The 18,446-nt window shown below is 55.5% G+C and carries 15 protein-coding genes; 9 read left to right on the plus strand and 6 right to left on the minus strand.

All coding sequences use genetic code 11. The annotated features are described in order from the left end of the window. Nucleotides 1-36: 36 nt before the first annotated feature. The 5 genes from ACAW75_RS13460 to ACAW75_RS13480 all read left to right on the plus strand — a co-directional run bounded on the left by ACAW75_RS13460 (nucleotide 37) and on the right by ACAW75_RS13480 (nucleotide 5,908). Complete coding sequence (locus ACAW75_RS13460; RefSeq protein ID WP_370729245.1) at nucleotides 37-1,209, plus strand: glycosyltransferase family 2 protein; 1,173 nt, start codon at nucleotides 37-39, stop codon at nucleotides 1,207-1,209. Next, nucleotides 1,206-2,111 (plus strand): glycosyltransferase family 2 protein, encoded by a 906-nt coding sequence (locus ACAW75_RS13465; protein ID WP_370729246.1) that lies wholly within the window; start codon nucleotides 1,206-1,208, stop codon nucleotides 2,109-2,111. Before ACAW75_RS13460 ends, ACAW75_RS13465 begins: the two co-directional genes overlap by 4 nt. A gap of 99 nt (nucleotides 2,112-2,210) precedes the next feature. Next, complete coding sequence (locus ACAW75_RS13470) at nucleotides 2,211-3,662, plus strand: O-antigen ligase family protein (protein WP_370729247.1); 1,452 nt, start codon at nucleotides 2,211-2,213, stop codon at nucleotides 3,660-3,662. A gap of 103 nt (nucleotides 3,663-3,765) precedes the next feature. Further along, nucleotides 3,766-4,995 carry a glycosyltransferase gene (locus ACAW75_RS13475; RefSeq protein WP_370729248.1) on the plus strand — a complete coding sequence of 410 codons (1,230 nt, stop codon included), beginning with the start codon at nucleotides 3,766-3,768 and terminating at the stop codon, nucleotides 4,993-4,995. Further along, on the plus strand, nucleotides 4,982-5,908 hold the full coding sequence (locus ACAW75_RS13480) for a carbon-nitrogen hydrolase family protein (protein WP_370729249.1): 927 nt from the start codon (nucleotides 4,982-4,984) through the stop codon (nucleotides 5,906-5,908). Before ACAW75_RS13475 ends, ACAW75_RS13480 begins: the two co-directional genes overlap by 14 nt. A gap of 10 nt (nucleotides 5,909-5,918) precedes the next feature. Here the strand turns inward: ACAW75_RS13480 and ACAW75_RS13485 are convergent, their stop codons facing one another. From ACAW75_RS13485 to ACAW75_RS13500, 4 genes are all read right to left on the minus strand, one after another. Then, the gene (locus ACAW75_RS13485; protein ID WP_370729250.1) at nucleotides 5,919-6,788 is read right to left on the minus strand and encodes an alpha-1,2-fucosyltransferase; all 870 of its coding nucleotides are present in this window, start codon (nucleotides 6,786-6,788) and stop codon (nucleotides 5,919-5,921) included. Nucleotides 6,789-6,892: 104 nt separating this feature from the next. Further along, the gene (locus ACAW75_RS13490) at nucleotides 6,893-7,849 is read right to left on the minus strand and encodes a hypothetical protein (RefSeq protein WP_370729251.1); all 957 of its coding nucleotides are present in this window, start codon (nucleotides 7,847-7,849) and stop codon (nucleotides 6,893-6,895) included. Nucleotides 7,850-7,861: 12 nt separating this feature from the next. After that, entirely contained in the window at nucleotides 7,862-8,983 is a 1,122-nt protein-coding gene (locus ACAW75_RS13495; RefSeq protein WP_370729252.1) for a glycosyltransferase family 4 protein, read from the minus strand. Nucleotides 8,984-9,000: 17 nt separating this feature from the next. After that, nucleotides 9,001-9,774, minus strand: a complete 774-nt coding sequence (locus tag ACAW75_RS13500; protein WP_370729253.1) for a 4'-phosphopantetheinyl transferase family protein — start codon at nucleotides 9,772-9,774, stop codon at nucleotides 9,001-9,003. Nucleotides 9,775-10,026: 252 nt separating this feature from the next. Here ACAW75_RS13500 and ACAW75_RS13505 point away from each other — a divergent pair, with 252 nt between their 5' ends. The 3 genes from ACAW75_RS13505 to ACAW75_RS13515 all read left to right on the plus strand — a co-directional run bounded on the left by ACAW75_RS13505 (nucleotide 10,027) and on the right by ACAW75_RS13515 (nucleotide 15,187). Then, nucleotides 10,027-12,150, plus strand: coding sequence for a hypothetical protein (locus tag ACAW75_RS13505; RefSeq protein ID WP_370729254.1), 2,124 nt, complete (start codon nucleotides 10,027-10,029; stop codon nucleotides 12,148-12,150). Nucleotides 12,151-12,171: 21 nt separating this feature from the next. Next, complete coding sequence (locus ACAW75_RS13510) at nucleotides 12,172-13,608, plus strand: MOP flippase family protein (RefSeq protein ID WP_370729255.1); 1,437 nt, start codon at nucleotides 12,172-12,174, stop codon at nucleotides 13,606-13,608. A gap of 100 nt (nucleotides 13,609-13,708) precedes the next feature. Continuing rightward, nucleotides 13,709-15,187: a M28 family peptidase gene (locus ACAW75_RS13515; RefSeq protein ID WP_370729256.1), complete on the plus strand. Its 1,479-nt coding sequence runs from the start codon at nucleotides 13,709-13,711 to the stop codon at nucleotides 15,185-15,187. Nucleotides 15,188-15,428: 241 nt separating this feature from the next. Here ACAW75_RS13515 and lhgD read toward each other — a convergent pair whose 3' ends face one another. Further along, nucleotides 15,429-16,625: an L-2-hydroxyglutarate dehydrogenase gene (gene lhgD, locus ACAW75_RS13520; protein ID WP_370729257.1), complete on the minus strand. Its 1,197-nt coding sequence runs from the start codon at nucleotides 16,623-16,625 to the stop codon at nucleotides 15,429-15,431. Nucleotides 16,626-16,740: 115 nt separating this feature from the next. Next, nucleotides 16,741-17,952 (minus strand): anhydro-N-acetylmuramic acid kinase, encoded by a 1,212-nt coding sequence (locus ACAW75_RS13525; protein ID WP_370729258.1) that lies wholly within the window; start codon nucleotides 17,950-17,952, stop codon nucleotides 16,741-16,743. A gap of 145 nt (nucleotides 17,953-18,097) precedes the next feature. Between ACAW75_RS13525 and ACAW75_RS13530 the strand changes: the two genes are divergently transcribed. Further along, complete coding sequence (locus tag ACAW75_RS13530) at nucleotides 18,098-18,442, plus strand: hypothetical protein (protein WP_370729259.1); 345 nt, start codon at nucleotides 18,098-18,100, stop codon at nucleotides 18,440-18,442. Nucleotides 18,443-18,446: the final 4 nt, after the last annotated feature.

An 18,446-nucleotide genomic window follows, 5' to 3' on the forward strand; every position in this document is an offset into this window, starting at 1 on the left:
GCGAGGCCTGTTTTGCCGGCTCGTTGGTTTATTCTCATGCAAACGGTTCTCTGGCTATTGATTAGCCTCTTTTTCGGTTTTCTGGCGCTCAACACACTACACTACTTTTTTTACGCCATGCTGGGCCGGCTGGGTCGCGCCGACGATGTACTACCCACGGCCGAGCAACCGAAGCGGCGCATCGCGGTGCTGGTGCCAGCCTATAAAGAAGATGCCGTCATTCTGGAATCCGTACGGGCCAATCTGCAGCAGGATTACCCCGACAGCCACTACGACCTCATCGTTATTGCCGATTCCTTCCAGCAACACACGCTCGATGCGCTGGCCCGGTTGCCTGTCCGGGTGCTGCCTGTCTCCTTCGAGGTATCGACCGTGACCAAAGCCCTCAATGCCGCGCTGGGTACGTTGTCGACCACTGACTATGACATGGTGGTGGTTGCCGACGCCGACAACCACCTCGCCCCTGATTTCCTGAGCCGGGTCAACGCGGCCTTTGTGCAGGGTTGGAAAGCCATTCAGGGGCACCGGGTGGCCAAGAACACCAACACCCGCGTGGCCGTGCTCGATGCTGTCAGTGAAGAGATCAACAACCACATTACCCGCAAGGGCTACCGGGCGGCTGGCGTTTCGGCCACGATCATCGGCTCGGGCATGGCTGTCGATCTGGGCCTGATGAAAGCAGCCATGGACAACCTGACCACGATTGGCGGCTTCGATAAAGAACTGGCCATGAAACTGGCGGTGGACAATCACAAGATCGGCTACCTCGAAAAAGCGTATGTGTACGACGAAAAAGTGGCCAAACGAGCCGTTTTCGAGCATCAACGTACCCGCTGGATCGCCGCGCAATGGCAGTTTGTAGCCGACTATTTCAAACCCGGTATGCGTAATCTGCTGGCGGGGCAATGGCTCAGCGGTATCAAACTGGTGCAGGAAATGGCGTTGCCGAAAGTTCTGCTACTGGGAATTCTGCTGATCACCACGCTGGCCTGTCTGCTTATCGGCAACGTACCTACCCTGCTTCTTTCGGCGGTGCTGTTGCTGGCGCTGTTCCTGAGCATGGCCTTGTCGATACCCGCCTATCTCTGGAAACGCCTGTCGATTCGTGATCTGGGCGTAGTGTTTACGCTGATGATCAGTTTCGGACGGGCGTTGCTCAATATGCGGAAGGCGTTCAAATCGTTTATGCATACGCCCCATAACGCATGAACCCGGCCGTTCCGCTGATTTCGCTGGTCACGATCAATTACAACCAGGCCGACATGACCCGGCTTTTTCTGGACTCGGCCCGGACATTGACGTACCCGGCGTTTGAGGTGATCGTCGTTGACAATGCCTCATCGCCCGCGCTCAATACGCAGCTCGATCTGGCTCAATATCCGTTTGTCAAACTGATCAGGAGCGAGCAGAACCTGGGCTTCACGGGCGGTAATAACCTTGGCATCGACGCGGCGAAGGGAGACTATTTCTTTATCGTCAACAACGACACCGAGCTGGAGCCCACCCTGCTGACCGAGCTGATCAAGCCGTTTCTGGAAAATCCGCAGGTAGGTGTTGTTTGTCCGAAGATCCGTTTCTTCGACGCGCCCAACCTGGTGCAGTTTGCGGGCTATGGGCCCATGAACATGTTTACCGGCACGGCGCACCTCGTTGGTTTCAACCAGCCCGACGGCCCGCAGTATGACCGGCCAGGTACGTCGCCGTTTGCCCACGGCTGTGCGATGCTCGTTAGCCGGGCGGTGGTGAACCGGGTTGGCCGCTTCGCCGATCGCTTTTTCCTGTATTACGAAGAACTCGACTGGTCGCAGCGTATTCGTAATGCGGGTTTCCTGATCCGGTACCAGCCCACGGCTACCATCTGGCACAAGGAGTCGGCGTCGGTGGGTCGCGAAAGCACCCTTCGCACCTATTACCTGACCCGCAACCGCATCCTGTTTATCCGTCGACATGGCTCGCTGGCGCAGCGATGGATTTTTTATGGCTTTTTTGCCGTTGCTGTACTGCCCAAACACGTAGCTTCGTATGTACTTAAAGGCCGCTTCGAACACGCCAGCGCTTTCCTGAAAGCAACTTTCTGGAATTTCCGACATGGCACGGCTTCTGCGGTGTGAAAGAGTTTACTGTCTTCTGTTGCGCTGCCTGTAGAACGCGACAGTGATTAGCAGCGCAACAGAAGACAGTAAACTGAAAACAGTAAACTGACTATTTTTTTGCTTGATCAACTCTCCATACGAACCAGCCGATGGCGATACAACCCGTGGATCTACGGCGGGGCAGGTATCTTATTGGCGCTGATGGCGGGGTATCTGCTGGCCAAATTTGGCGTTACAGGCGGGTTGATGGTCGTAGGCCTGCCCATTGGCATTGCCGCGCTGCTGGGCATCTTACTAGAGCCGAAGATTGGCGTCTATCTGTACGCCAACTTCAGCTTCATGATTGGTATGGCCCGTTTCCTGGATAGCGACGTTCAGGTGGGCCTTGGCCTTGATGGGCTGCTGGTGCTCACGTTTGCGGGTACGTTGCTCAATGCCCGTCGGATGGAGTGGAGTCGACTGAAAAATCCAGCCTTCTTTCTGGTGCTTCTCTGGCTATTCTACACCATCCTGGAATATTTCAACCCTGATTCGCCCTATCCACCGGCCTGGTTTTACCACGCCCGTTCGTTTTCGCTGAGCTGGTCGTTCCTGGCCCTGATTGTGCTGGTAAACCCCATCACTAAAAACGATGTGTGGCTGTTGATCAAAACCTGGATTGTCTGGTCTGTTCTGGCGGCCGTATGGGGGTTCAAACAGCAGTATGGGCATGCCATTGGCCTCCGCGACCTTGAACAGGCCGAGCTGAACTGGCTGGCAGCGGGCGGGGCACGTACCCACATCTTATGGGGCCAACTACGCAGTTTCTCGTTCTATTCCGATGCCGGGCAGTTCGGAGCCGAGATGGCTGGCGTTACCCTGGTTTGCCTCATTCTGTTCATGGCCGAAAAAAACTGGTTCTACCGGTTTTTTTATTGGGGCCTTACGCTGGTCATTTTCTGGGGCTTCGCCGTGTCTGGCACCCGGTCGGCGCTCTTTGTGCTGGTGGGTGGCTTCGGCGCGTTTCTGGTACTCCAGCGCAAGTTGATGCCCGTTGTCTACAGCGCCATTGTGGGTATTCCGCTGATGGCCATCCTTTACTTCACAAACATTGGCGACAGCGTTTACCAGATTTACCGCATCCGCACGGCGCTGCATCCAACCAAAGATGAATCGTTTCTGGTTCGCCTCGAAAACCAGAATCGGCTGAAGGCTTACCTGGCCGATCTACCGTTTGGAACGGGCATCGGTAGCTCATCGGGGGCAGGGGTCCGGTTTACGCCCTGGCACTGGGCCGCCCAGATTCCGCCCGATAGCTGGTACGTACAGCTCTGGATCGAAACGGGGATCGTGGGGCTCAGTGTTTACCTGTTTGTGCTGGCCGGTATCATTCTGACGGGCATCTGGAAGCTCTGGCAACTGAAAGACCCGTGGTTGATCACACTCATGCTCGTGCTGCTTTGCGAATTTATCGGCATCTGCGTGGTTAGTTACTCAAACCCAATCCTGGGCCAGTTTCCAACCAGTACCCTGCTGTATATCAACTCCATGCTCTTCGCCTCAGCCGACCGGTGGGAGAAGAAAAAGTAGTTTACTGTTTTCTGTTTACCGTTTTCTGTTGCGCTGCCTGTGGAACGCAACAGTGATTCGCAGCGCAACAGAAAACGGTAAACAGAAAACAGTAAACGTATTTATGCCCCCATTCGATAGTATCATTTGTGTAGGCCAGACAACCTGGGCAGGCGATTTTCAGAAAGCCGTGGTTCAACTCATGTGCGAGCTATCGGTGCGGCACCGGGTGCTGTATGTCGATTATCAGCATACGGCAAAAGATCTGATCATGGGCGCGTTGGGCAGACAGAAAGACGTACCTGTGCGGTCGATCATGCGGCTCGATACCCCATTGACTACCAAAGCAGGCAAAGAAGGCAGCGTGGTTCATGTCTGGCAGCCGCCCGTGATGGTGCCGATCAATTTCCTGCCCCCTGCCCTACACGACCCGTTACTGGCGGTCAACGCCAACCGGTTAATAGCCGGGCTACGGCGGGCCATGACTGAACTAGGCTTTAAAAGACCACTGGTTATCAATGGCATGCACCCCGTTTTGGGACAAGCCATGCTGGGCAAACTGAACGAAGCAGGCACCCTTTACTACTGCTTCGACGAGATCACCATTGCCAAATGGATGAGCAAACACGGTGGCCGCTACGAACCCCAGTATATGCGCCGGGTCGATGCGGTGATAACGACATCAGAAGCATTGCGCCAGGCCAAAGCAACCATTCAGCCACGTACGTTTTGCGTAAAAAACGGGGTTGACTTTCCCCTCTTCAACCAGGTACGTTCCCTGATTGCCACCAATTCATCGCAGAAGGCGAACACCACCCAACGCCCCGTTGTAGGTTACCTCGGCACCGCCGACGACCGGGTGGACATCGATCTTGTTGAGTATTGCGTTCAGACAATGCCCGACGTGACATTCCAGTTCATCGGCGAAATAAAGGAGCCCGCCATCCGGCAACGGCTGGGTACGTTCCCCAATGTTGTGTTCACGCCGCCGCAGCAGCCCGCTACCCTGCCGCCGCTGCTCGCCGGGCTGTCGGCCACGATGATCCCGTTCGTATGCAACGCGCATACATACACGATCTACCCCCTGAAAATCAACGAATATCTGGCGGGTGGTCTGCCGGTCGTGTCAACGCCCTTCTCGATTCTCGATGACTTCTCGGGGATTGTTGCGATGGCCGATACGCCCGGAACTTTCGCCAGCGCCCTCCGCCACGCCCTCACCGACAACGCCCCCGACCGTGTTCAGGCGCGCGTCGACATGGCCCGCGCCAACTCATGGGCGCACCGGGCGAACGAGTTCGAGGCGGTTTTTGCTACGCTTATTGATCAGGGAAAGCCTTATGAAACGCGTTAACGTAGGGGTTGTGCAGGCCACGCCCGCCCTGTTCGATCTGGAGAAAAGCATTGACATTGTACTGGCCTGGATTGCCAAAGGCGCCGCAGCGGGTTGCGAACTGCTGCTGTTTCCCGAAGCGTTCATTCCCTGCTATCCCCGCGGCCTTCGATTCGACGCCGTCGTTGGCCGTCGGTCAGATCAGGGTCGGGCTATGTGGCTCGACTACTGGACCAATAGCCTTGATGTTGGCTCGCCCCAACTGGCCAGGCTCAGCGAGGCCGTTCGGCAGGCAGGCATACTGGTGGCCTTGGGTGTCACAGAACGAGAGCCAACCGGCGGTTCACTTCATTGTACTCTGCTTTACTTCGGAAAAGACGGACAACTGCTTGGAAAACACCGCAAGCTCAAGCCAACAGGCCTCGAACGGTACATCTGGGGCGAAAGTGATGGCAGCACACTGGTTAGTTTCAACACTGAGATAGGCAAGATTGGCGGGCTAATCTGCTGGGAAAACTACATGCCACTGGCCAGAATGGCCATGTATCAGAAAGGTGTGGAAATTTACCTGGCCCCCACCGCTGATGCCCGCCCTTCCTGGCAGTCGACCATGCAGCACATTGCCCTGGAAGGACGATGCTTTGTGCTGGCCAGCAACCAATACGTGACCAAAGCCGACTATCCCGAACGCTACCAGGCCCACCTCATCGATGAGCCCGACGTGATGAGCCGGGGTGGCAGCGTGATTATGTCGCCGATGGGTGAGGTACTGGCCGGACCGCTCTGGGATCAGGAAGGGCTCTTAACGGCCGAGCTGGACTTTTCAGAACTGGTTAAAAGCAAACTGGATTTCGACTGCGTTGGTCACTATTCCCGCCATGACGTGTTTCAGCTTACCGTCCGTCATCAGCCCGAGATGCAGCAGGTACGTTAACGCGTCTGCTTCACATCCGCAACCACGACGCGGGCACCAAATCTTTGGTGTCCCAGGGTTTATTGGCAAACCAGCGTTGGGGGGCAATCACGATTTTATCGGGGCGCGGGTCGAGCCAGGCGCCCCACCAGCTGAACGAGCTATTGGCAATGATATGGTGATGGCACAGGCTCATCAACTGCAAATCATCCACATCGGCATCGGGGCCGGCATTGGCTACCAGTACGTTGGGGTGCTCAGTCTGTAGGTTGGCCCGTACCCAGTCGGGATCGTCGCTGAAGAAGAACAGCGTGGCGTTCGGGAGTCGGCTGGTCAGGTACGTTATAGCCGTCTGGTAATAGTTGAGCCCCAGAAAACCGAATGACTGGCTGAACTCGGGATGCGTGACGTAATCGCCCCGACGGATGTGTACTGAAATGGGAATGTCAGCCTCCTCGATCTGACGCTTGTACGACCGAAACGTATTGCCTTCCTCCCGCTGAAAGGTCAACTCTTGTCGAATCTGGGCTGTACTGGCTTCAAAATACCGCTCCGATTGCCAGAAACCCCACAGGATTGTCAGTGGGGCCGCAGGGCGAGTCATGCGGGGTTCGAAATGAAACTCGGTTTCGTAGCGGGTCTCGATCAAGGGGCGTAACGATCGGTTGGGCAGTAGCCGGGTTACCTTCGACGCATACAGCCAGGGCGACTTATCGAGCAGGTTATACGATACCTTGAAGCGGTCGAGCTTGAATTTTCGGGGCGTATCGGTCTCGTATTCCTGGTGGAAATAGCGTAAATCAAACCAGAGCGACGTGTTATTCTGCAACGCCAGATGCCGCCCCAGCGCATACTGAAACAGTTGGTTACCCAGCCCCGACGTGATTTTTGCAATAACCATAAATCAGTTAAAATGTCTTCTGTTTGCTGTTTGCTGTTGCGCTGCTAATCACTGTCGCGTTCTACAGGCAGCGCAACAGAAAACGGTAAACAGCAAACAGTAACCTAATAATTTATTTCCACGTATCTGAACAACTCGTCGCGGTTTTTGGCGTGAAGGATCGTAGCGCCCGACAAAGCCGGGAATAGATTTGTATACTCGTCGAAGTCGTGCTCAAAGCCACCGCCGGGGTGCGACAGCAGCGCGTTGATACCTCCAAAGCAACTGGCCAGCGCCGCCGTTCCCCCATGCATCGAGATGAAGCGGTCGCAGTTGGCGTAGACCAGTAGTTGCAGGTGGTTGAAATTAGCTACCCGATCGTGATAGGTATCAAACAGGTCGTTCATCAGCAACACGTCAGGGTGTGTTTTTTGTAGCCAGGCATGCTCCCCCAGGTCCATGATCTCGCTGTTGTCGAGCACGATCTGACCTCCCAGCGGGCGGTTGTAGACGATCTGATACCGGCTTTTTAAGCCATTGATCAAGCGATCGAGGGCCGGAATATCCAGGAAGTTGATGGGTGGTTTGTCCCACTCAATGTTGTACTTATTGGCAATGACCAGCAGTGGTTTATCGTACACAAACAGCTCGTTTTTGTAGTGCTGCTTGAACGGCACCCGCGCCCATTTCGAGAAATCGTAGGTAGGGGCGTGAGTCATATTTGGTATGCTGTAATTACCGTACCCTGCCTCCCAAACGCGCTTTTCGTGCTTCTCGACGTGATCGGGACTGAAGAAATAGAACGGACGGGTGTTCTTTGCCGAGATAGTCTGTTTCAGAGTGCCGTTCAGGTGATGCCAGTAGGCAAACGGCATGGCGTAGCGCACTTCCTGGTCAAATTCGCCGTAGAACTCGACCACCTTATACGGTTTTTTCGACACGAAATCGGCTTTCCAAAAGCGGAGTTGACTCAGGCGGGCAAAGTAATTATCCCGCACGAAGTACCGCAGGTCGGGCCGGTAGCGAGGGTAGCGCAATGCCGCAACGACGTAGAGCGATTTGAGCAATAGTTGTTGAATCATAATATCCAGCCGTTACGAAACGCCTGCATAGATACCCAGCAATTGTTTGGCCGTATTGGCCCACGAAAATAAGGCGGCCCGTTCGAGGCCCCGCTGCCGTAGGCTAAGGCACAGGTCCGTATCGGTCAGTAACCGGGCCAGTTGATCGGCCATCGCTTCGGGCGAGGCTGGGTCGGCCAGCAGGGCAGCGTCGCCAGCTACTTCCGGCATGGCCGACGTACTGGCCGTCAGCACGGGTGTTCCGCAGGCCATCGACTCCAGAATGGGCAGGCCGAAACTTTCGCGCAGCGACGGGCAGAGAAACACGGTAGCCAGATTATAGACCGTTGGCAAGAGCGTGTTGGGGATATAGCCACATAAGATGATGTCTGGCTTTAGCGCCATTGTACCGGTTTCGGCCAGCACCTTATCAACGTACCCAGCCGACACGTTGGCCATCACCAGTGGCAGCGTGAGCTGGCCGCGTTGTTTTAGCAACCACAGCGCCCGCAACACATTGGGTACATTCTTTTTAGGATCAGCATTGCCCAGAAAAAAGAGGAAGGCCTCTGGCAGGGTAAAACGCGCCCGCACGCCGGCCAGGGCATTGGCGTCATCGATCAGGCGGAACTGCGGGCTAACGGCGTTATGCACGGTTGTCACCCGCTCGGGCGCTACCCGCAGGTGATCGATGATTCGTTGCCGCTCGTAATGCGAAACGGTCAGGATGCGGTCGGCTGTTTGCACCACCTTAGGTACGTTCCACCGGCGATAAACGTTGCCAAAGCGTTGGTAAGCCGTTCCGCCAACGATGGTCTTTTCGAGAAAGATAATGTCGTGCAAGGTCAGCACGACGGGCACCGACGCCCGAAGTGGGGCAGTATTGGCCGTGCAATGCACCACATCGACGCCTGCCTGCCGAATTGCTTTTGGTAAAGCCCATTGCTCCCAGACCGGATACGGCCCGCCGCTGAGCTCGACTATCCGCAGATTAGGCGAATGGGAGAGGCTGGCACGGTCGGTATCGGGTTTGGCAAAAACAACAAACTCGTGGTCACGGTGAGCAGCCAGCGCCCGGATGGTTTCCAGGGCTACAATGTCCATTCCGTGTTTGTGGGGCCGCAGCAACCGCTGGGCTTCAATGCCAATGATCATACGGTGAATCCTCCTGTTTACTGATGACCAAACAAGGAGGCCTGACAACCCAACGCGGGTTTATCAAGTGTAAAAAAACGAGCCGAAACAACCGGACAGTGGCAGGCTACAGCCCCAACGTAGGCATGGGCAACCGTAAAACTTCGTATCGACCACGTACCCGACCCTTCTGGCAGGCCCGTTACAACCTGATGTACCCCTTTTGACGCCGAAATGCTCATAAAGTCATTTGTTAATCCTTTTCCGGTTGCTTTAAACAAACTTTCTTTTCGCGTCCACAGGGTGTAGAACAGGTCGCGGGGGGTAGGGCTGGCCGCGAGCTGGGCCTGGTCGTGGGCGTTGAAACTCGTTTCGACCAGATCCTGAAAAGGCCAGTTTGGCCTTATCCATTCCACATCGACACCTACCGGGACAGACCCAACCGCCAGCAGTACCCAATCGCCCGAGTGCGACACGTTGATATGCCAGTGATGAACCGAGCCGTCGGCCAGCACCAAGGAAGGCTTGCCCGACGGACCAACGCTAAAACGAACCTGTTGAGGGGACTGACGGCTCAGCTGGCCAGCCAGCATTCGCAGCCAGCCACGACCAGCGATGAATCGTTGCCGATCAGCCACTTGCCGGAAACGGGCAGCCCGGTCAATTTCCTCTGTCTGAAGCAGTTCGTATAGCCACGGCTGATCATCTGCCCGAATCAGGTACCGAAAAACGGCTATACCAGGCGGCACGAGTGGGGCGGGCCATGGTTCCCACTGAACAGCAGACAGGGTATCGACTAGTAGCGTGGTCATAAGGCTATTGGCACGAGCGAGTTGCGTGACGAAGTTGCAGGATTTAGGTCTAAATCAACAAACCGAACCAATTTTTTCGTTCTGTCTGACAGTATAGAGCACTATAGACCAGACAGGTTTTGCTACCACGGCAACGTATTTGTGCAGTAACTGCGTACTGGTACTATACTGGTTTTGTCGTTCCGAAGCTCCAGTTTCGGAAGTCGTCCTGTTGCTGATTATAACCGATGCTGGAGCATTGGCACACTAAGAATGAAACCTCTTTTTTTCGTTTCGGTGGCGGCAGTTGGCATTACGCTTCTGTTCCTGAACCGGCCAAACAGCGCGGTATCACATCCGCCACAACTGGCAGTTTCAACGAACAGCGGTGCCTTCGACACAACGGGCCGCATTCCAATCGACGCGAAACGGTGGTATCAGGTAGTGAATGCCAGTAGTGGGTTAGACGCCCTTTTCGACGGCGTGACAGACGTGAACGTCAATACAGGCTGGCATAAACTGCTCGACAATTACGATGCCTATTACCCGCTTCGCGCTGGCGAGCAGATGACCATCGACCGCATCCGACTGTACGATTACGCCGATCAGAACCTCGATAAGCCGATGACGCTATCGATCATTACAGCCGACTGGAAACGCATTCCGATTGCCCGGTTCATCGGCGATAAGTACCAGGAATGGGTTGGCCCGGACCCTCAGCAGCCAGGTACGTTCCGGTTGAAAACCCCCATTTCAGGCGCTCGCTTTTTGCTGATCAATACATCAGGCGCCTACCCGTCCGAACTGGAACTGTATGGCAGCTATACGCCCCCGGCACCGGTCAGAAAAGCGCTTCAGGTACGTCAGACGCCCTTTCGGCAGGCCGTTGGCGTGAATATGTTTGAATGGAACCTGGAAGAAGCGGCCCGCTCGTGGGAGGTCGATGAAAGCCGAATGCCCGCCATGCGCAGTTTCGCGGCCGTTCGGCATTATCTGGACTGGGAAAAGCTTGAAGCGCAACCTGGCCAGTACTCGTATAACCTCACGCTCAGCGGGGCCTGGAATTACGACGCCCTGTACGAACGCCTGAAAGCCGAACATATCGACGTGCTGGCTTGCCTGAAAACAATTCCGAAATGGCTCGAAAACCTGTATCCGGCCGATCAGCGCGATTATGGCAACAATCCCGTCCGGTATGGCAGTGACCTGTCGAAACCCACTTCGTACATCGAACAGGCACGGGTGGCGTTTCAGTACATGGCCCGCTACGGCTACAACAAGCGAATCGACCCCAACCTGGTTAGCGTAACAGCGCAGCATAACCAGTGGGCACCAGCCAATCAGAAAAAGATCGGGCTGGGCCTGATCCGGTACATCGAGTGTGAGAATGAGCGTGACAAAACCTGGAAAGGTCGGCAAGGGTACCAATCGGCCCGCGAATATGCGGCTAACCTGTCGGCCTTCTACGATGGGCACAAACACACACTGGGGCCGGGCGCAGGGGTGAAAAATGCCGATCCGACGGTTACGGTAGTCATTGGCGGACTAGCCGCCAGCACCACCGATTATGTACGGGCTATGGTCGACTGGTGCCGCGAGTTCCGGGGGTACCTTCCCGACGGCCGGGTGAACCTCTGCTGGGACGTGATCAACCAGCACCTGTATGCCAATGACGCCGGTACGTCGCAGCTGGGCAGTGGAAAAGCGGCTACCCGCGGCGCAGCCCCTGAGCTGGCGGGCGTTGGCGAGCAGGCTGCCGCGTTTGTCCGGCTATCGCACGAGTTATGCCACGATATGCCCGTCTGGATTACCGAGGCGGGGTATGACACCAACCAAGGCAGCCCATTCCACGCGGTCGCCATTGGTCCGAAATCAGTTGAGCAAACCCAGGCCGACTGGACACTTCGCACGGCCCTGCTGTATCTGCGGGGGGGCATCGATCGGGTATTTTTTTACCAGATGTACGATGAAAATCCAGCCGATCCCACGCAGTTTAGCTCCATGGGCCTTATCAACGGCGACAAAACGCGGAAGCCGGCAGCCAACTACCTCTATCAGGTAAACCGGCTTATTGGTACTTTTACATTTCGTGAAACGAACCGGCGCACAAATCCCGGCCAGCCCATTGTTGACCGGTATGTCGACAAACGACCCGACGGAACCACTCAGACCGCTTATGTGCTGATGGTTCCTGACGAACGGGGCCGAACAGTGGCCTACTCGCTGCCCGTGCCCAAAGGAGAGACGATCGATCTGTATGTACCAAATGCGTTTAATAAGGACATGACAAAACGCACGATTTCCAGTCTCAATGGTAGTATACCGCTCACCATAGGTGAAACGCCCAGCTTCGTGTTGTTGGCTCCAACGGCTCCTCAGCAAGTACACACCAGATAATCTATTCATAATCAGTAACTGATGAACACAAAAAGTGCGGCCATGAATGGGGGGAAGTGGATCACCATCGCTACGGTGATCTCTACTGTCTTCCAGTTTGGCCAAATGGTTGTTCTGGCCCGCCTGCTCACCCCCAGCGACTTTGGGCTGGTGGCTTTGAGCAACCTGATTCTTACTTTCTTCCAACTCTTCACGAATCTCGGCTTTTCCAATTCAATCATTTACAAACAGGAGAGCGACCGTTCGGTGCTATCCACGCTTTATCTCCTGAATATCACGCTGGGTGTACTGATTTTTGGTATTATTCAGTTGGCGACCCCCGCCATTATTGCCTTTAAAGGGGAACCCCGCCTCGACCGGGTACTGCACTTATCATCCTGTTATTTTCTGATCGTTTACTTTGGGCAGATCTACCTGTTTCTGATGGAGAAGGAACTGCGGTTCCGCACCATCGCGCTCATCGAAATTTCAGGTACGTTCGTTGGCACAGCTACCACACTGGTGATGGCCGTCAATGGGTACCACGAACTGTCGCTGGTGGTGGGGCAGCTCATTACGCAGGCGATCAAAACCACCCTACAGATCGTGTTCGGCAGCCCGCTGTTCAAACCTGTTCTGCGATTCTCATTCGGCGATATCGGTGAGCACCTGCGTTTTGGTCTTTTTAACGTGGGCGACGGTATTCTGGGTTATGTCCAGTCGAATTACGACAACCTGTTCATCGGCTTCATTCTGGGTAACGAAATGCTGGGGCTCTATACGCTGGCCTACCAGCTGGCCATTTTCCCGATCACCAAACTGAACCCCATTATTTTGCAGGTAGCCTATCCGGTGCTGGCCAGGATGCAGAACAACAACGCCGAATTGAAGCGGTCGTATCTCAAAATTCTGGACGTGCTGAGCTATTGCAATTTCCCGTTATTGGCCGGGCTATACATCACCGCCGATAGCGTAGTACCCCTCTTCTACGGACCAGGCTGGGGCGCTACTGTTGGGCTGATTCAGATTTTTGTATTCGTCGGCATGATGATGTGCCTCAGCCACCCGCTGTTTACGCTGGCTTTCACCAAGGGTAAACCCAATCTGCTGTTTTACCTGAACCTGGTTACCCTGCTGATCAAGATTCCGCTGGTCTATTGGCTGGGACGTACCTACGGCGTTACGGGAGCCGCCACGGCCTTTCTGCTGGCCACGGCGTTCAACCTGCTGGCCAACTTCGCGATTGTCCACTACCTGATCGGTAATTTCATGGGCGTTTTTCTTCGTAATGTGGCCCAACCGGTTCTGTTCTGCGCGCTTATGGTCGGCTCAATCATGGCCTATAAAGCCCTGGTTGGTTATGAAGGCATCATCAACACCATAGCTGAGATACTCATCGGCGGGGCCGTTTACGGCATGTTAACGCTGGCCTTCAAATTCTCGATCAATGATTTGAAGCAGCTACGACAGGCCCTGTAGGCTTCCAGCGTCACCTGGCGCGAGGAAATCCTCGCGCCAGCCCGCTACATAATGTGCCTGATTCGCCTTATTTTAGCTATTCATCTAACCAACTGCTTTCGTGACTAACCGAATTCGCTTCATCAACCGGGTAGCGTGGCTATTGCTGCTGTTTGCCTCGACCACCTTTGCCCAGAAACAGCCCGCCGATAATCGGGCGACCATCAACGAAGCAGACCTGAAACGCGACCTGTATAAACTCGCCGACGATCATTTTCAGGGACGTGTGGCTGGGTCGCTCAATGAGTTGAAAGCCTCGGCCTGGATTGCCGAGCAACTTCGGGCTATGGGCCTGCAACCCGCCGGCGACGATGGCACGTACTTTCAGTTTTTCCACATCCAGCGTACCCGCGTGAGTGAAACCAGCCGGTTTGTTGTTGGCGGAAAAGCCCTGACCTATGGCCCCGATGTGATTGCGCTGGCCCCGGCTATTGCGTCGGTCGATGCGCCGCTGGTGTATGTGGGCACGGGTACTCCCGAAGACATGGCGAAAGTCGACGTGAAGGGCAAAGCCGTAGCTATCCTGTTTTCTGGCACCCCGCCGGGCGACCTCAGCTTTCGTCGGTTTATGCTGACGACAATGAATCGCCGCGCCGCCGAATTCGTGAAAGCGGGCGCCGTAGCCACCATTTTTGTGTCTGATGCCCGGGCCGACGCGATCTACAACTGGTGGAGCAGCGCCATGGAGATGGGCCGTTACGACCTTCCCGGTGGCCCCAACACGCGTGTATTTGCGCAGGCGCCGCTACTCTGGTTACCCGCCAGCAAACTGGACATGATCAAACAGCCGAACCAGCAGTTTACCAACGTGGTGAACGTAGAAAGTTTCAGCTACCCATCGGTGAACATTGTGGCCAAACTACCGGGCACCGACGCCAAGCTGAAAGATGAATACGTCTTGATCAGCACCCATCAGGACCACGACGGTATTCGTCGGGCAGTAGCGGGCGACTCCATCTATAATGGCGCCGATGACAACGCTACGGGTTGCGCCGCCGCGCTGGCTATTGGCCGGGCATTCGCCAAAAAACCAGGGAAACGGTCGTTACTGATCGTTTTTCACGGAGCCGAGGAACGGGGCTTGCTAGGTTCACGCTATTTTGTTGAGCACCCTACCGTTCCTAAATCAGCCATTGCGGCGGTATTGAACGGTGAAATGATGGGGCGGAACGCGCCCGACAGCGCGGCCCTGCTGGGTTCGCAGGTGCCCCACCGCAACTCAACAGACCTGGTCAATCAGGCCATGACGGCGAATCAGGCAACGGCGAAATTTAAACTGGATACGCTCTGGGACCGCCCCGACCACCCCGAAGGCTGGTATTTCCGCTCCGATCACCTGCCTTACGCCCGCGCCAACGTACCTGCGATCTGCTTCACCACGCTCCTGCACCCCGACTACCACACCCCCCGCGACGAGCCTGCCCGGATCGACTATGCGAAACTGGCCAACATGACCCGCTGGATGTACGTCACGGCCTGGCAGGTGGCCAACGCCCCAACCCGCCCCACGGTCGATCCCGGCTTCAAGCTGGAACGGTAGCCTTATCACTATATCGTTGATCTGTTGGGTCGACCGGATCGCCGGACCGCCATCGTGGTCGCCCGCTTTCGGCTATGCAATAGCCGCTGTTTGGGTTGTAGCTAGCCAAGGCACCGTCGCTTACCGCGCATTAGCCGTCACTCAGTAGAGGTCAGCATACTGGTTGCGGTCGCTGCCGCGCCCGAGAGCGGCAACCACGATGGCGGTCCGGCGATCCGGTTGCCCCTACAGGCTTCCCTTTTTAAAACCGAGCCAGCACTTTCTCCGACACGGTTTTGCCGATCGATAACGACGAGGTTGCCGCCGGGGATGGCGCATTGCAGACGTTCACGGCACGGTCGGTTTCAATGATCGAGAAATCATCCAGAAGGCCGCCGGTGCGGTCGCAGGCCTGGGCACGAACCCCCGCGCCGCCTTCGATCAGGTCGTCTTCCTGGATTTCAGGAATCAACTCTTGCAGGGCTTTTGTGAACGCCGCCTTCGAGAAGGAGCGGTACATTTCACCGAGCCCCATCTGCCAGTATTTCATGGCCACTTTCTGGAAACCCGGCCACGCCAGCGTCTCGAAGAACTCTTTCAGATTCACGTCCGACTTTTTATAGCCTTCGCGCTGGAACGCCAGCACCGCATTCGGGCCCGCTTCAACACCGCCGTGGATCATGCGGGTGAAATGCACACCCAGGAACGGGAAGTTCGGGTCGGGTACGGGGTAGATCAGGTTTTTAACGAGGTAGTGCTTCTCGGGCTTGATCTTGAAATATTCACCCCGGAATGGCACAATCTGCAAGCCGATCGGCTCTCGCTGCGTCAGCTGGGCAATCTTATCAGAATACAACCCGGCGCAATTCACCACCAGCTTCGTTTCGTAGCGACTCTTGTCTGTCACCACGACGCTCAGCGACGTACCCGGCGTTACCTGCTCTACGCGCTCGCCAAGATGCAGTTCACCGCCTAACGCACGGAATTTTCGGGCATAGGCTTCGCAGACCTGCGTGTAATCGATGATCCCCGTTTGTGGTACGAAGATGCCCTCCACGCCATTTACGTGCGGCTCTATTTCCCGCATTTCGGCCAGTGCGATTCGCCGCAGCCCACCCAACCCGTTTTGCTGTCCGCGTTGAAAGAGCGTGTTCAGCTGCCCTACTTCTTCCTGCCTGGTCGCCACCACGATCTTGCCGCAGAGATCATACGGTACACCTTCCTGGTCGCAGAAATCGAGCAGCATCCGGTAGCCTTCAATGCAGTTGGTCGCTTTCAGGCTGCCCGGCTTGTAATATAGTCCCGAGTGAATTACGCCCGAGTTGTGGCCGGTCTGGTGCGCTGCTACGTGGTTTTCTTTTTCCAGCACCACCACCGACAAAGCCGGCCGCTGCTGTTTGATCTGCAGCGCGGTGGCCAGCCCCACAATTCCTCCTCCAATTACAGTTACGTCAATCATGTTTTTGTGTTTACCGTTTACCGTTTGCTGTTTTTTGTTTTCTGTTGCTTCGCTATAGTCTGTAACTCGTTATGTATCGAAGCAACAGAAGACAGCAAACGGTAAACACTAAACTCTATTTAGTAAAGCTAATTTTCCCCATCGATACACTAGGCACTCCTTGTCGTTCACCGAACGACGTACCTGAACCAGCGACGGCTTCGTTGGCCAGCACCGCAAAGAGCACCGCTTCTTTAGCGTCGCCGGCAATGCCAAGGTCATCAGTTTTTGCAAAGGTACAACCCGGAAGCAACGCTTCTATCGTTTTGGTCAACACAGGATTATGCGCCCCGCCCCCACTCATGTATACGTGAATAGCCGACCGATCGGCGTCAGGTACGTTACTTAGGGCCAGCTCAACAGCTTGCGCGATACTGACAGCGCTAAAACGCGTGAGCGTGGCCATCAGGTCGCCGGGCAGCAGACCTTCGGTTTGGCTGCGCTGTTGGGCAGCCTGAACGTACCCAGCATTGAACACTTCCGGCCCGGTTGTTTTGGGGAAAGGCTGGGCGAAGAACGGATGAGCGAGCAGGGCGTTCAACAGAGCATCGTTTACCTGTCCACTCGCGGCTAGTTGTCCGTCTTCGTCGTAGGGTTTACCCGTAAGCTGACGGGCGTAGGCGTCTAAAATTGTATTGCCGGGGCCCGTATCGGTCGTGAATACTACGCTGGCATCCAGTGATCCGGGCAGATACGTGAAATTGGCAATACCACCCATGTTCAGCAGGATACGATTTTCACCGGCCTGCGAGAACACGAAATAATCACCGTAGACAGCCAGCGGAGCCCCTTCGCCACCGTGGGCAATATGCCGTTGCCGAAAATCGCTAAGGGTAATAATGCCTGTTTCGGCGGCAATATGGTCGCCATCACCGATTTGCAAGGTGGCGTTCGGATAGCCGGGACGCTGGTGTTGCTTCTGCGGAGCATGGTACACCGTTTGGCCATGACTGGCCACCAGGTCTACCGCCTCGGCAGGTACGTTCCAGGCACGTAAGCAATCGGCCACCCACCGGCCGTGTTGCCGGCCTATTTGCTCATTCAGTAGGGTCAGGTGTTCAAAATCGACCTGTTGCTTCGCGAAAACGGCCCGGATGCTCTCTTTGAACGTGTCGGTGTAAGGTATGGTCATGAACTGCTCAATGACCACGCTGGTTTGCGGGCCACTCCCTGTAATCCGGCAGAGGGCCACATCGAGTCCATCGAGCGAGGTACCCGACATAAGGCCAATGATGCGGCGTTCAGCCTGCTGCGCCAGTTGATAAAGTCGTTCCAGTTGGGGATTCATGATGTAAATATCAGCCATTCTGCTTCCAAACTAGTTATTGGTACACAGCGATTGTGCGCGAATTCGATTAGTCCGCGGATTTAGCAGAGTAATCGAATTCGCGTGCCATTAGCCCCTTTTAACTCATTAAATCAGCGTACATCACATGAACACGCCCCAGTCAACACAGACACTACTCGACACAACTATTCAGGCCCTGACCAACGGCGAGCACGCAACTGCCGCTGGCCCGGCACTGGTCGATGACTGGCTCAACGAATTAGCCCACTACGATGGGCTGGGTACTGTGCGGGAAGCCCTTGGTAGCCTGCAAAAGTCGTTACTGAACGATGCCGACCCAGTTCAGATCCGGCTACTACTGACCGAGTTAGCCGAGTACACGCAGGCATTCGCCCGCCAGGAAGAAACGTCAAATGCTGCTTCCTTACAACAATTGGCCGATACACTCCAGCGCTTGCTGATCGATGCCGAAGAGATAGGCCATTCGTAAGTTC

The sequence above is a fragment of the Fibrella arboris genome (assembly GCF_041321095.1).
Taxonomy (GTDB): domain Bacteria; phylum Bacteroidota; class Bacteroidia; order Cytophagales; family Spirosomataceae; genus Fibrella; species Fibrella arboris.

Bases quoted from the DNA above. Each gene is read 5' to 3' on its own strand.
- ACAW75_RS13475 (WP_370729248.1), top strand. From the start codon at position 3,766: ATGCCCCCATTCGATAGTATCATTTGTGTAGGCCAGACAACCTGGGCA.
- ACAW75_RS13485 (WP_370729250.1), bottom strand. From the start codon at position 6,788: ATGGTTATTGCAAAAATCACGTCGGGGCTGGGTAACCAACTGTTTCAG.
- ACAW75_RS13500 (WP_370729253.1), bottom strand. From the start codon at position 9,774: ATGACCACGCTACTAGTCGATACCCTGTCTGCTGTTCAGTGGGAACCA.
- ACAW75_RS13460 (WP_370729245.1), top strand. From the start codon at position 37: ATGCAAACGGTTCTCTGGCTATTGATTAGCCTCTTTTTCGGTTTTCTG.
- ACAW75_RS13510 (WP_370729255.1), top strand. From the start codon at position 12,172: ATGAACACAAAAAGTGCGGCCATGAATGGGGGGAAGTGGATCACCATC.
- ACAW75_RS13465 (WP_370729246.1), top strand. From the start codon at position 1,206: ATGAACCCGGCCGTTCCGCTGATTTCGCTGGTCACGATCAATTACAAC.
- ACAW75_RS13480 (WP_370729249.1), top strand. From the start codon at position 4,982: ATGAAACGCGTTAACGTAGGGGTTGTGCAGGCCACGCCCGCCCTGTTC.
- ACAW75_RS13505 (WP_370729254.1), top strand. From the start codon at position 10,027: ATGAAACCTCTTTTTTTCGTTTCGGTGGCGGCAGTTGGCATTACGCTT.
- ACAW75_RS13525 (WP_370729258.1), bottom strand. From the start codon at position 17,952: ATGAATCCCCAACTGGAACGACTTTATCAACTGGCGCAGCAGGCTGAA.
- ACAW75_RS13530 (WP_370729259.1), top strand. From the start codon at position 18,098: ATGAACACGCCCCAGTCAACACAGACACTACTCGACACAACTATTCAG.
- ACAW75_RS13495 (WP_370729252.1), bottom strand. From the start codon at position 8,983: ATGATCATTGGCATTGAAGCCCAGCGGTTGCTGCGGCCCCACAAACAC.
- lhgD (WP_370729257.1), bottom strand. From the start codon at position 16,625: ATGATTGACGTAACTGTAATTGGAGGAGGAATTGTGGGGCTGGCCACC.
- ACAW75_RS13490 (WP_370729251.1), bottom strand. From the start codon at position 7,849: ATGATTCAACAACTATTGCTCAAATCGCTCTACGTCGTTGCGGCATTG.